This is a genomic window from Pseudomonas sp. BC42 (assembly GCF_021560055.1).
Taxonomy (GTDB): Bacteria; Pseudomonadota; Gammaproteobacteria; order Pseudomonadales; family Pseudomonadaceae; genus Aquipseudomonas.
Map to the genome: position 1 here is coordinate 6,100,622 of NZ_CP091067.1, position 13,346 is coordinate 6,113,967.

Consider the following 13,346-nt stretch of genomic DNA (forward strand, 5'->3'; position numbering starts at 1 on the left):
CGGCTCTCGCAAGGAGCCCGCATGTCCCCCCTGATCACCGATTGGCGTCATCGCCCCACCCATCGTCGCGTCTGGGCCCTGGCCGCGCCGATGATCCTGTCGAACATTTCCGTGCCCCTGGTGGCCCTGGTGGACAGCACGGTCATCGGCCACCTGCCCCACGCCCATCAACTGGGTGCGGTGGCGGTGGGCGCCAGCCTCTATACCTTTCTCGCCTGGGCCATGGGTTTCCTGCGCATGGGCGCCACCGGTTTCGCCGCCCAGGCCGCCGGACGCGGCGACGGTGCGGCGCTGCGCCAGATCCTGCTCCAGGGCCTGCTGCTGGCCCTGGGCCTGGCGCTGCTGCTGGGAGCCATTGGCGTGCCGCTGAGCGGCGCGGCCTTGCACCTGATGCAGCCCTCGGCGGACCTGGACCAGATGACCCGGGCATTTTTCCACACCCGCCTGCTCGGCCTGCCCGCGGCCCTGGCCAGCTTCGCCCTGGTGGGTTGGTTCCTCGGCACCCAGAATGCGCGGGCGCCGCTGACCATCCTGCTGAGCACCAACCTGGTGAACATCGCCCTCAACCTGTGGTTCGTCCTCGGACTGGACTGGGGCGTGGTGGGTTCGGCCCGGGCCTCGGTGGTCGCCGAATGGACCGGCGCGCTGATCGGCCTGGCCATGACCCGGCCGGCCCTGCGCGCCTACCCGGGACAGATCGCCTGGGCCGCCCTGCGCCGCTGGCAGAGCTGGCGCCCGCTGCTGGCGGTGAACCGCGACATCTTCATCCGCAGCCTGGCCCTGCAATCGGTGTTTTTCCTGATCACTGTCCAGGGCGCGCGCCTCGGCGATGCCACGGTGGCGGCCAATGCCCTGCTGCTCAATGGCCTGTTGCTCACCGCCCATGCCCTGGACGGCCTGGCCCACGCGGTGGAAGCCCTGTGCGGCCACGCCATTGGCGCCCATGATCGCCCGGCCCTGCGTCGCTCACTGGTGGTGGCCGGGGGCTGGTCGCTGCTGGCCAGCCTGGGATTTGCCGCGCTGTTCCTGCTCGGTGGCCACCTGTTCATCGAGATGCAGACCGACATTGCCGAAGTCCGCCAGACCGCTTTCACCTACCTGCCCTACCTCGCCGTGCTGCCCTTGATCGCAGTCTGGAGCTACCTGCTCGATGGCTTGTTCATCGGCGCTACCCGGGCCCGGGAAATGCGCAACGGCATGCTCCTCACCGTGCTCCTGCTGCTGCCTTTTGCCTGGGCCCTGCAAGGCCTGGGCAACCATGGCCTGTGGCTGAGTTTCTTGCTGTTCATGCTCCTGCGCAGCCTGACCCTGGGTGCCTTCGCCTGGCAGCTGGAGCGACGTGACGGCTGGTTCGCCGGGGCTCACTGAGCCGGCGGCGTTTGGACAAAGCCGCTGACCCGTTCCAGCACCGGGGCCAGCCCGCGCAAGGGGCGGGACAGGGCGGCCACCAGGGTGGCGTGATTGGTGCGGGCGAAATAAAACTCCTGCACCGGCACGCCTGCCGCGCGCAGCTTGTTGGCCAGGCCACCGGTATTGCGCTGCGGGTTGACCAGGGAATCCTGGTTGGAGGCGATCAACAGCGCCGGCGGCGCGCCCTGGCTGACGTGGTTGATCGGCTGCGAGTCCGGCGGCGAGTCGGGGTAGAAAAACACCGGGCGCACCTCGGGATTGCGAATGGGCAGGAAGTCATAGGGCCCGGCCAGACCGATCCAGCCCTTGATGATCTGCGGGCTCAGCCCGACCTCTTCCAGCAACCGTCGGTCCAGCGCCAGCATCGCGGCGTTGTACGCCCCGGAGCTGTGCCCCATCAGGAACAGGCGCTGGGGATCGGCGCCATAGCCGCCGATGTGTTCATGAGTCCAGGCCACGGCGCGGGCCGCGTCCTCCAGAAAGGCCGGGTAACGCACCTGTGGATAAAGCCGGTAGTCGGCCAGCACCACCACCATGCCCCGGGAGGCCAGGGCCTCGCCGACAAAGTCGTAGTCGCTGCGCGAACCGCTGTTCCAACTGCCACCGTAGAAGAACACCACCACCGGCGCCCCGGGAGCCGCCCCGCGCGGCTGATAGACATCGAGCTTCTGCCGTGGATCGCTGCCGTAGGCGATGTCCGGGGTCTTGATGAAGGTGCTGCCGGGGGTCAGGGCGTTGAGCAGCTTGAGCGGCGAACAGGCCGCCAGCAGGCTGAGCACCAGGGTGCCGCACAGCAAGCGCCAGGTCCTGCGGGTCGTATCGCTCATCGCTTGCCCCCTATCGCCCACCATGGACGGCTGTGTTCAGGCTAGCTGCAATGGCTGCACCGGGGACAAAAAAAACCCACCGCATGCGGTGGGTTTTCAAGGCTTGCGCCGAGCGTCAGGACGACAGGTAGGACGAACGGGTCAGGCCCAGGCGCAGTGCGTCGAGGAACTGGGTGCGCTCGGCGGTGCTGATCTTGGCGCTGGCCACTTTGTCGCGGTAGTGAGTCATCAACTCCTCCGGCGACAAGTGCACGTAGCGCAGCATGTCTTCGATGGTGTCGTGGGTCTCGATCCCGGCGTGGTACACGCTGCCATTGGGCCGCTGGTAGATGTTCACCGAGTCGGTGTCGCCGAACAGGTTGTGCATGTCGCCGAGGATTTCCTGGTAGGCGCCCACCAGGAAGATCCCCAGCAGGTAGTCCTCGCCCTCGTTGAGGCCGTGCACCGGCAGGCTGGTCTCGATGCTCTGCTCGTCGACGTACTGCTTGATCTTGCCGTCGGAGTCGCAGGTCAGGTCTTGCAGCACCGCGCGACGCAGCGGCTCTTCGTCCAGACGGTGCAGCGGCAGGATCGGCAGTACCTGGCCGATGGCCCAGGTGTCCGGCAGGCTCTGGAACACCGAGAAGTTGCAGATGTACTTGTCCGCCAGCTTGTCGTTGAGTTCGTCCAGCACCTGGCGGTGGGAACGCTGACGGGCCTTCAGCGAGTTGTGCAGGCGCCGGCAGACCGCGAAGTAGCATTGCTCGGCCAAGGCTTTCTCGGCCAGGGTCAGCTTGCCATCGGCGTACTGGGCGGCGACGTCGCTCATGTAGTGCGTGGCGCGCCAGTAGGTTTCGGTGACCATCTCGATGTCGGTCGGACCCAGCAGGTCCACCAGCCATTGCACGGTTTCCGGCAGCTCTTCCTTGTTGTCGATCTTCGGCACGTCGTCGTTGTGCTTCTCGACGTCGGTCACCTGCACCACCAGCATGGCGTGGTGGGCGGTCAGGGAACGGCCGCTCTCGGAGAAGATGTGCGGGTGTGGCAGGCTCTGCGCGTCGCAGAACTCCTTGAGCATGCCCACCACGACGCCGGCGTAGTCGTCCATGTCGTAGTTGATCGAGCTGGCGTTGCGCGAGTGGGTGCCGTCGTAGTCCACGCCCAGGCCGCCGCCGACGTCGATGTGATCCACCGGCAAGCCGAGGTTGCGCAGCTCGCCGTAGTAGCGGATGGCTTCCTTGAAACCGTGCTGGTAGTCCGCCAGGTTGGCGATCTGCGAACCCATGTGGAAGTGCAGCAGGCGGATGCCCTGATCCAGGCCGGCGGCGCGGAAGCGCTCCACCACCGACAGCAGCTGCGCCGCCGACAGGCCGAACTTGGACTTTTCACCGCCGGTGTCGGCCCACTTGCTCGACGCCAGGGACGACAGGCGCACCCGCAGGCCCACTTGTGGCTTGACCTTGAGCGAGGCAGCTTCCTCGATCACCAGGCCCACTTCGGACTCTTTCTCGATGACGATGAACACGTTGTGGCCGAGCTTCTGGCCCATCAGCGCCAGGCGGATGAACTCGCGGTCCTTGTAGCCGTTGCAGACGATGGTGCCGCCTTTGGGCGCCAGGGCCAGAACCGCCAGCAGCTCAGGCTTGGAACCGGCTTCCAGACCGATGGAGACGTTCTGGGTGGCGATGATGTTCTCGATCACCGCTTCCTGCTGGTTGACCTTGATCGGGTACAGCGCGGTGTACTTGCTCTGGTATTCCAGGCGCGCGATGTTGGCGTCGAACGCGCCGGTCAGCTGACGCACGCGATCCTGGAGAATGTCCGGAAAACGCACCAGCAACGGCAGGGACAGACCGCTCTTGCGCAGCTCCTCGACCTGCTCGAACAGATCGATGGGCAAACTGCTCGGGCCGTTCGGGCGAACTTCGACGCGACCGGCGTCATTGATCGCGAAATACCCGGCCCCCCAATGGCGAATCCCGTAAACACTGCGGCTGTCCGCAACTGTCCATTGGCTGCCATCGTCTTTACGTGTGCGTCGTACGGACATCGAAGTCCCCTATAAAGAAGTCATAGAGCGCCGCCCCAATCCGGGGTCGGCGCAGTCTAAAGAATGAAAATGACGATTAGCCTGCAAGCGCAATAGACCGCGCCTGCCGTGCTGAGTTTAGAAACCGTTCATGAACAGGCTCTGTGAAAACCATGGGAGACGACGCCAGCGTCCTGAGCGAATCAAGACAGGGTCCAGTCAGAGGTGGTTTTCACAGAGGCTGCTAGCCGCCGGACTTCTTCGCCTTGAAACCGTGCTTGACCAGTTCGGCCAAGAGTAGCTCGACATGGTCGCCCTGGATTTCAATGACGCCGTCTTTCAGCGCGCCACCGGTGCCACAGCGCTTCTTCAAGGTGGTCGCCAGTTCCTTGAGGGCGTCTTCGGCCAGGGGCACGCCGGTGATGGTGGTCACCGTCTTGCCGCCACGGCCCTTGCTTTCGCGACGCACGCGAGCAATGCCGTCGCCGGCCGGAATCACGGTTTGTTTGCAGATACAGGCGGCCACCGGCTGGCTACAGTCCGGGCAATGTCGACCTGCGTCGGTGGAAAACACCAGGCCACCAAGGGCGGCGAAGGATGCGGCTTTTTTGGCCACCGGCAATCCTCTTGGGAGGACAAAGACTGGTCGAAGCACATGGCGGTGCCATCGACCGCGAAGCCCCACTCAGGCAGGGGCAGCGCTACTGAGCCGGCGCGTTTGCAACAAGCGCCGCCGGTTCAGCTTGAAAAGTCGCGCAGTGTAACGGCAAAAAGCCCGGTTGCTAAGAGCCAATCAGCGTCAATTTATGCAACTTTAACGACGTCGCGCCAGATAGCGTTGCAAGGCAGCCAGGGAGTCCGGGCAATAGGGCTTTTCATGGATTTCCCGCAGCACCTGGTCCAGGGGAATGAAGCGCGCTTCGAGGACTTCTTCCGGCTGCAGGCGCAGCGGACCGTCCCAGACTGCGGAGAAGGCCGAACACCAGAGACGGTTGCCGGTGTCTTCGAAGAAAAAGTGATCGTGGGCGGTCAACTCGACCCCGCTGACTCCCAGCTCCTCTTCCAGCTCCCGAGCGGCGGACTCGGCATAGCTTTCCGTCGCCAGGACCATGCCGCCGGCGGCGACATCCCAGTAGCCCGGGTAGATGGCCTTGCTCAGGGTGCGCCGGTGCACGCACAGCTCACCGGCGGAATTGAACAGCATGATGTAGGTGCCACGACCGATCAGGCCACGCTCGCGAAGCTCGGAGCGGACCATGGCACCCAGCAACTGGTCTTCGCCATCGACCCAGGCAATCTCTTCAGCATCGGAGGCGGCGCGATGGGCCGCCTCATTGGTGGTCGCAACCATGGATCAGCCTTGATTGAGCAATTGACGCAAGTCGATGACCGCCGCGTTGGCCCGGGAAATATAGTTGGCCATGACCAGGGAGTGGTTGGCCAGAACGCCAAAGCCGCTGCCATTGAGGATCATCGGGCTCCAGACCGGCTCCTGGGAGGCCTCCAGTTCACGGATGATCTGGCGCACGCTGACGGTGGCGTTCTTCTTCGCCAGCACGTCGGCAAAGTCCACTTCGATGGCGCGCAGCAGGTGGGACAGCGCCCAGGCCTGGCCACGGGCTTCGTAGAACACGTTGTCGATCTGCATCCATGGGGTTTCCTCAAGCTCTTCATCGACCTGAGGAACCTGGCCGGGCGCGACCACTTCGGTTTTCAGGGCGGTGTTGAGCTTGACTCGGCCAACACTGGCCGACAGCCGCTGGGACAGCGAGCCCAGGCGCGTGCCCACATCACCCAGCCAGTTGTTGAGGTTGTCGGCACGGGCATAGAACTGTGCGGTCTTCTGGTTCGGATCGGACAGGCGCGCCTGATAGCGGCTCAGGGAGTTGATGCCGTCCTGATATTCCGACTCGCTGGAAGGCAGCACCCAGCTCTTGTTGTCGAAGTTGAAGCGCGGCTCGGCCTTGGCCAGGTCGGCATCCTCGGCGGACTGGGACTGGGAGCGGGCGAAGTCCTTGCGCAGGGCACGGGTCAGGTCGCGAACCTGGACCAGCACGCCGTATTCCCAGCTCGGCATGTTGTCCATCCACAGGCCCGGTGGAAAACGGTCGTTGGAGATATAGCCACCCGGTTTGTCGAGCAAGGTGCCGGCGACGGTCTTGAGGGTTTCCACGGTGGTGTAACCCACCACCATCTGCCGGCCGGCCTTCTCGGCGGCAATCTGGGCATTCTGCTGGACCGGAAACAGCGCCGGCTCCTGGCTCCAGTACCAACCCAGGCCACCGGTCACCAACAGGTACAGGCCCAGCAAGGTGGCCAGGGCGCGACTGAACAGCAGGCCACCAAAATAGCTGCGTGTCGCCGACTTGGGTTCGGCAGCACGATCCGGCGCGCTGCCTGCGCGATTCTTCCAATCCAGCATGGCTATGTCCTTTCAATCACTTGGGTTCATCGGTTCGACCACAACCCTACTCCATCGTGCCTTGCCTTGACGGGATAAATCTTCCGGCAAATGCGCGCCGCGCAATGATTGCGAATCAGGCGATCACTATAAATGAAGCACAGTCCCGAGCCTATGCGACCAGTCGGTCAGGAACTGAATAACATCGCTTCACACATTATTGACGCACGACACTCATGGGACGCAAAAGTGGTGCTAGCATAGAGCCACCAGTCGATCTCAGCATGCACCCTAACTAGTAGTCAGGATATGACCGAGCCAGAAGACCCCAGCCGTGAGCGCCTCAAGCACCACTTTGCCCAGCGGGTAATTCATCAGGCACGTCAGATTCTTGAGATATGGCAGCGTCTGCAACGCAGCGAATGGTCCACCAACGACATGTCCGAACTGTGCGAGGCCAACCTGCGCCTGCTGCGCTTCGCCGAACGCTTCGAACAACCCGAACACACTCAGCTGGCCCGCAGCATCAGTCAGTCCCTTGAGGCGGTGGATGCCAATCGCGGCCGCCTGAGCAGCACCCTGATCACCGATCTCAACCGCCTGATGCAACGCCTGTCGCGCACCGGCCTGCGTCACGGCGACCAGCTGGAACAGACCTTCCTGCCGCCTTTGCGCAAGCCGATCTACGTGATGCTGCAGGACCACGACCGCGCCGAACGCCTGGCCAAGCAGCTGGAGTTCTTCGGCCTCAGCGCCCAGTCCCTGGACAGCATTGCGGCCTTTCGCTCGTCCATGGTCGAACGCCTGCCGGCCGCCATCGTCATCGATGTCGACTTTTGCGGCCCCGGCATGGGCCTGACCCTGGCCGCCGAGGCCCAGGTCGGCCTGGAGCAGAAACTACCGCTGCTGTTCTTCAGCCTGCATGAAACCGATACCCCGACCCGCCTCGCCGCCGTGCGCGCCGGAGGCCAGGAGTTCCTCACCGGCACCCTGGAAGCCTCCAGCCTGCTGGAAAAGATCGAGGTCCTGACCTGCGTCGCCCAGTACGAACCCTATAAAGTGCTGATCATCGATGACTCCCGGGCCCAGGCGCTGCACACCGAGCGCCTGCTCAACAGCGCCGGGATCGTCACCCGCACCCTGATCGAGCCGATCCAGGCCATGGCCGAGCTGGCGGACTTCCAGCCGGACCTGATCATCCTCGACATGTACATGCCGGCCTGCACCGGCACCGAGCTGGCCAAGGTGATCCGCCACAACGACCGCTACGTCAGCGTGCCGATCATCTACCTGTCCGCCGAGGACGACCTGGACAAGCAGTTGGACGCCATGAGCGAAGGCGGCGACGACTTCCTGACCAAGCCGATCAAGCCGCGGCACCTGATCACCACCGTGCGCAACCGCGCGGCCCGGGCGCGCAACCTCAAGGCGCGGATGGTCCGCGACAGCCTCACCGGCCTGTACAACCACACCCATATCCTGCAATTGCTGGAAGACTGCAGCTTCCGCGCCCGCCGCGAGAACAAGCCGCTGAGCTTTGCCATGCTCGATATCGACCACTTCAAGCGGGTCAACGACAGCCACGGCCACCCCATGGGCGACCGGGTGATCAAGAGCCTGGCGCTGTTTCTCAAGCAACGCCTGCGCAAGACCGACTTCATCGGCCGCTACGGCGGCGAGGAGTTCGCCATCGTCATGCCCGACACCGATCAGGAAGCCGCCTGCAAGGTGCTCGACGAAATCCGCCAGCGCTTCGCCGAGATCCACTACCCGGCCCAGCCCCAGGACCTGTGGTGCACCTTCAGCGCCGGGGTGGTGGAGATGCAGGAAGACTCCGACAGCCTGATGATGGCCAGCCAGGCCGACGAAGCGCTGTACCGCGCCAAGCACGGCGGCCGCAACCGGGTACAGGCCGCGCGGCAATCAAGTCAAAGTGCCACCTTTTCATCCGAATCCACTGATTCGGTCATAACCTTGTAATACAAACGCAATAAATTCAGGCGCTTACCATTTTCGCCGTTGGTAGAGCCCCGATGCGCCTGAAGCTGCTGACCAATCTCAATACCCTGTTGCTCGTTGCCGTTTGCCTCGCGCTGGGGGCAACGCTGTGGTGGTCGCAACGGGCCCTGGAACGCCCCTATCTATTGATGGAGCGTTACCTGGGTCTGTCCCAGCAGTTTCAGAATCAAGTGGCGCGCAATATCGAAGACTATCTGGCCAGCGGCGATGCCCTGCGCCTGAGCGGCGCGACCCAGGCCCTGGAAGCCCTGCAGGGCGAGCTGGGCGAACTGCCAGCGCCGCTGGCGCAGAGCCTGCGCCCAAGCCTGGCCAGCCTCGACACCTTCAGCAAGAGCGACCTGCTGGCCGCGGGCAAGCTGGCCGGCGATCCCCAGGCGCTGCTGTTGCAGGCCGAGCGCGAACTGGGGGCCAACCTGGAGCAGCTCAGCCAGTACGCCAGCGGGACCAAGAACCCGGACGCGGCCCAGTACCTGCCGTTGTTGCTCACCGCCTCACAGCACCTGGGCAAACTGTCCCTGGCCCGCGACAAGCTGGTGAGCAGCGGTCGCAGCGAACTGGCCGCCGATGTCGAACGCGAACTCAACAGCATTCGTGCCCAGGCCGATCGGCTTGAAGCCCTGCCTTTATTAGGCGTGGCGGCCAGCAGTGAATCCGGCACCGATGATTTCGCCGCCATGATGGGCCTGGAAAACACCCAGAAAGCCGCCGCCGAAGACGCCGGGATCAGCCTCAAGCGCGAGCTCAACAGCCTGCTCAACCGCTACCCGGCGGAACTTGAGCGCACCCGCGAGCAGATCCAGAAACGCGCCGACCTGAGCGCCGCCACCCTGCTGAAAATCACCGCCGTGCGCCAGGCCATTGCCGAGCTGGAACCGGCGGTGCGGGCCCAGCACGGGCAGATCCAGGGCGAAGTACGGCTGATGCAGGGGCTGATGATCGGCCTGATCCTGCTGATCGCCCTGGTCATCGACACCTTGCAGCGCAAGCTGGCCCGGGTCCTGACCAACCTGGCCCCGGCCCTGTCGACCTGGGCCGAAGGCGACTTCAGCCGACCGATCCAGCTGGGCAAGACCAACCGCGAACTGCACGCCATCGAAGAGTCCCTGAACCGTCTGCGCGCCTACCTGGTGGACCTGGTGGGCACCATCCGCCAGAACGCCGAGCAAGTGGCCGGCAGCAGCCGCGCCCTGGCCGACCTCAGCAGCGGCCTGCACAGCGGGGCCGAGCGCCAGGCCGGTGATACCGCGCAGATCCGCGATGCCCTGGGCGAGCTGGAAGCCACCATCCAACAGGTCGCCGGCGATGCCAGCCAGGCCGCCGATGCCAGCCGCAGCGCCGGCCTCGCGGTGCAACAGGGACAGAAAGTCATAGGCCTGAGCCTCACCGGTCTGCATGCCCTTGTAGGGGAAGTCCAGGGCAACGCGCAGATGATCGAGCATCTGGCCCAGGAATCGGCGACCATCGGCGGCGTGCTGACGGTGATCCGCTCCATCGCCGAACAGACCAACCTGCTGGCCCTCAACGCCGCCATCGAAGCCGCCCGCGCCGGAGAGATGGGCCGCGGTTTCGCCGTGGTGGCCGAAGAGGTGCGCTCCCTGGCCCAGCGCACTGCCGGGGCCACGGCTGAGATCCAGACCCTGATCGCCGGCCTGCAAAGCGCCGCGCAGCAATCGGTGCAAGGCATGCGTGCCCAGGTGGAGCATGCCGAAGCCACCGCCAGTCAGGCCCAGGCCGCCGACGGCGCGCTGGATGAAATCGTCGGGGCGATCCAGACCATCGCCGACACGGCCGTGCGCATCGCCGATGTCACAGCCCAGCAAAGCGGCGCGGTCAGCGAGATCCGCGACCACAGCGAACGCATCCATCAACTGGGCGGCGACAACCTGCTGCGCATCGGCGAAGGCCGGGCCCAGGGCGAGAACCTGCTGGACCTGGGCGGTCAACTGCACACCGCGGTGCAGGCCTTCCGCGTCTGAGCCGGTTTCCCCGCTCGGCGTCGCTGCCAACCGGCCCGGTTCCTGCCGGCCGTCTGTGCTGGGGGCACTGCGGCTCATGGCGCAAGCTCGCAGCGGCCAGCGCCCCTTATCAGCCCAACATCGGCGAAATCGACGCCAGGCACTGTAGTGCTCCCTTCTTGCGGGCAAATGACCGGATTTAATCACTCGGTCACATATTTTGCGCAAACATCGGTCATCGTGCTGGCTATTGCCGAGAACTGGACAGTCATAAAGTCTTTCCGGCATAGTCGCCGGGTTCTGACAACAGCCCCCGACAACAAGGAACGACCGATGGCCACCCTACTGGTGCTTCACGGCCCCAACCTGAACCTGCTCGGCACCCGTGAACCGGGGGTCTACGGAGCAACCACACTGGCCCAGATCAACCAGGATCTGGAGCAGCGGGCCCGTGATGCCGGGCACCATCTGCAGTATTTGCAGAGCAATGCCGAGTACGAATTGATCGAGCGCATCCATGCCGCCCGCGATGAAGGCGTGGACTTCATTTTGATCAATCCAGCAGCTTTTACGCATACAAGCGTCGCATTACGTGACGCGCTGCTGGCGGTGAGCATCCCATTCATCGAAGTGCATTTGTCCAACGTGCACAAACGCGAACCTTTCCGCCATCACTCCTACTTCTCCGATGTTGCGGTGGGAGTGATCTGCGGCCTTGGCGCCAGCGGTTACCGACTGGCCCTGGAGGCCGCCCTAGAACAGCTTGAACGACAGGCAAGTGCTTGAACGACAGGCAATAAACGCCCCTGACCGACCCTTGGGAGTTGATGATTCATGGATATCCGTAAAGTTAAGAAACTGATCGAGCTGCTGGAAGAGTCCGGCATCGACGAGTTGGAGATCAAGGAAGGCGAAGAGTCCGTACGCATCAGCCGTCACAGCAAGACTCCAGCCCAGCAGTACTACGCCCCCGCACCGGTGGCCGCTCCTGCTGCTGCACCTGCCGCTGCTGCCGCCCCGGCCGCCGCTGCTCCTGCTGCCCCGGCCGCACCTGCGCTGAACGGCACCGTGGCCCGTTCGCCAATGGTCGGTACTTTCTACCGCAAGTCTTCACCAACCTCGCCAGCCTTCGTTGAAGTCGGCCAGAGCGTGAAGAAAGGCGACACCCTGTGCATCGTCGAAGCGATGAAGATGATGAACCACATCGAAGCTGAAACCAGCGGTGTGATCGAATCCATTCTTGTCGAAGACGGCCAGCCGGTTGAGTACGACCAACCGCTGTTCACCATCGTTTGAACCGCGGAGAGTCTTTGATGTTGAAGCCTGCGAAGTTGGAAAAAGTCCTGATCGCCAACCGCGGCGAAATCGCCCTGCGGATCCTGCGTGCCTGCAAGGAAATGGGGATCAAGACCGTCGCCGTCTACTCCAAGGCCGACAAGGAGCTGATGCACCTGGGCCTGGCGGACGAATCCGTTTGCATCGGGCCTGCGCAAGCCGCGCAGTCCTACCTGCACATCCCGGCCATCATCGCGGCCGCTGAAGTCACTGGCGCTACGGCGATCCACCCTGGCTACGGCTTCCTGGCGGAAAACGCCGACTTCGCCGAACAGGTGGAAAACTCCGGCTTCGCCTTCATCGGCCCGAAAGCTGAAACCATCCGCCTGATGGGCGACAAGGTTTCCGCCAAGCACGCGATGATCGCTGCCGGAGTGCCTACGGTTCCAGGTTCCGACGGCCCGCTGCCGGAAGACGAGGAAACCGCATTGCGCATTGGCCGTGAAGTCGGCTACCCGGTGATCATCAAGGCCGCCGGCGGCGGCGGTGGTCGCGGCATGCGCGTGGTGCACAAGGAAGAAGACCTGATCGCCTCGGCGAAGCTGACCCGTTCCGAAGCCGGTGCGGCGTTTGGCAACCCGATGGTCTACCTGGAAAAGTTCCTGACCAACCCACGTCACGTGGAAGTTCAGGTGCTGTCCGATGGCCAGGGCAATGCCGTCCATCTGGGCGATCGCGACTGCTCGCTGCAGCGCCGTCACCAGAAGGTCCTCGAAGAAGCGCCGGCACCGGACATCGACGAGACTGCGCGCCAGGAAGTCTTTGCCCGCTGCGTCAAGGCCTGTATCGACATCGGCTATCGCGGTGCCGGTACGTTCGAGTTCCTGTACGAGAACGGCCGCTTCTACTTCATCGAGATGAACACTCGCGTGCAGGTAGAGCACCCGGTATCGGAAATGGTCACCGGCATCGACATCGTCAAGGAGATGCTCAGCATCGCCGCCGGCAACAAGCTGTCGTTCACCCAGGATGACGTGGTCATCCGCGGTCACGCGCTGGAATGCCGGATCAACGCCGAAGACCCGAAAACCTTCATGCCAAGCCCAGGCACGGTCAAGCATTTCCATGCCCCGGGCGGCAACGGCGTGCGCGTCGACTCGCACCTGTACAGCGGTTACGCGGTTCCACCGAACTACGATTCGTTGATCGGCAAGCTGATCACTTACGGCAGCAGCCGTGACGAAGCCATGGCGCGCATGCGCAATGCGCTGGACGAAATCGTCGTCGACGGGATCAAGACCAACATCCCGCTGCACCGCGATCTGACCCGTGACGAAGGCTTCTGCAAAGGGGGCGTGAACATTCACTACCTCGAGCACAAGCTGGCCGAGCAACACTGATCGGCACCCGCCACACCGACAAGGCCGCTTTCGAGCGGCCTTGTCGTATCC

General features: G+C 63.9%; 11 protein-coding genes. 6 read left to right on the plus strand and 5 right to left on the minus strand.

What is annotated here, in order from left to right:
* The first annotated feature begins 21 nt into the window (after nt 1-21).
* Nucleotides 22-1,368, plus strand: a complete 1,347-nt coding sequence (locus L1O02_RS27615; protein ID WP_060837352.1) for an MATE family efflux transporter — start codon at nt 22-24, stop codon at nt 1,366-1,368.
* Here L1O02_RS27615 and L1O02_RS27620 read toward each other — a convergent pair.
* From L1O02_RS27620 to L1O02_RS27640, 5 genes are all read right to left on the minus strand, one after another.
* A complete protein-coding gene (locus L1O02_RS27620; RefSeq protein WP_235759072.1) occupies nt 1,362-2,237 on the minus strand; it encodes an alpha/beta hydrolase in 876 nt (291 codons plus the stop codon). The two genes, L1O02_RS27615 and L1O02_RS27620, sit on opposite strands and share 7 nt — an antisense overlap.
* Nucleotides 2,238-2,352: 115 nt before the next feature.
* Nucleotides 2,353-4,266 (minus strand): arginine decarboxylase, encoded by a 1,914-nt coding sequence (speA, locus tag L1O02_RS27625; protein WP_060837350.1) that lies wholly within the window; start codon nt 4,264-4,266, stop codon nt 2,353-2,355.
* A gap of 223 nt (nt 4,267-4,489) precedes the next feature.
* Nucleotides 4,490-4,861 (minus strand): translation initiation factor Sui1, encoded by a 372-nt coding sequence (locus L1O02_RS27630; protein ID WP_015634001.1) that lies wholly within the window; start codon nt 4,859-4,861, stop codon nt 4,490-4,492.
* Nucleotides 4,862-5,059: 198 nt separating this feature from the next.
* Nucleotides 5,060-5,596, minus strand: coding sequence for an NUDIX hydrolase (locus tag L1O02_RS27635; RefSeq protein ID WP_060837349.1), 537 nt, complete (start codon nt 5,594-5,596; stop codon nt 5,060-5,062).
* A gap of 3 nt (nt 5,597-5,599) precedes the next feature.
* Nucleotides 5,600-6,667, minus strand: coding sequence for a DUF2333 family protein (locus L1O02_RS27640; RefSeq protein WP_060842374.1), 1,068 nt, complete (start codon nt 6,665-6,667; stop codon nt 5,600-5,602).
* Between the two features lie 288 nt (nt 6,668-6,955).
* Here L1O02_RS27640 and gcbA point away from each other — a divergent pair, with 288 nt between their 5' ends.
* From gcbA to accC, 5 genes are all read left to right on the plus strand, one after another.
* Nucleotides 6,956-8,626, plus strand: coding sequence for a diguanylate cyclase GcbA (gcbA, locus tag L1O02_RS27645; RefSeq protein WP_060837347.1), 1,671 nt, complete (start codon nt 6,956-6,958; stop codon nt 8,624-8,626).
* 53 nt (nt 8,627-8,679) lie between these two features.
* Complete coding sequence (locus L1O02_RS27650) at nt 8,680-10,641, plus strand: methyl-accepting chemotaxis protein (protein ID WP_060842373.1); 1,962 nt, start codon at nt 8,680-8,682, stop codon at nt 10,639-10,641.
* Nucleotides 10,642-10,953: 312 nt separating this feature from the next.
* A complete protein-coding gene (gene aroQ / locus L1O02_RS27655) occupies nt 10,954-11,406 on the plus strand; it encodes a type II 3-dehydroquinate dehydratase (RefSeq protein ID WP_060837345.1) in 453 nt (150 codons plus the stop codon).
* A 48-nt stretch (nt 11,407-11,454) separates the two neighbouring features.
* Nucleotides 11,455-11,916: an acetyl-CoA carboxylase biotin carboxyl carrier protein gene (accB, locus tag L1O02_RS27660; RefSeq protein WP_060837344.1), complete on the plus strand. Its 462-nt coding sequence runs from the start codon at nt 11,455-11,457 to the stop codon at nt 11,914-11,916.
* A gap of 17 nt (nt 11,917-11,933) precedes the next feature.
* Complete coding sequence (accC, locus tag L1O02_RS27665; protein ID WP_060837343.1) at nt 11,934-13,295, plus strand: acetyl-CoA carboxylase biotin carboxylase subunit; 1,362 nt, start codon at nt 11,934-11,936, stop codon at nt 13,293-13,295.
* Nucleotides 13,296-13,346 lie beyond the last annotated feature (51 nt).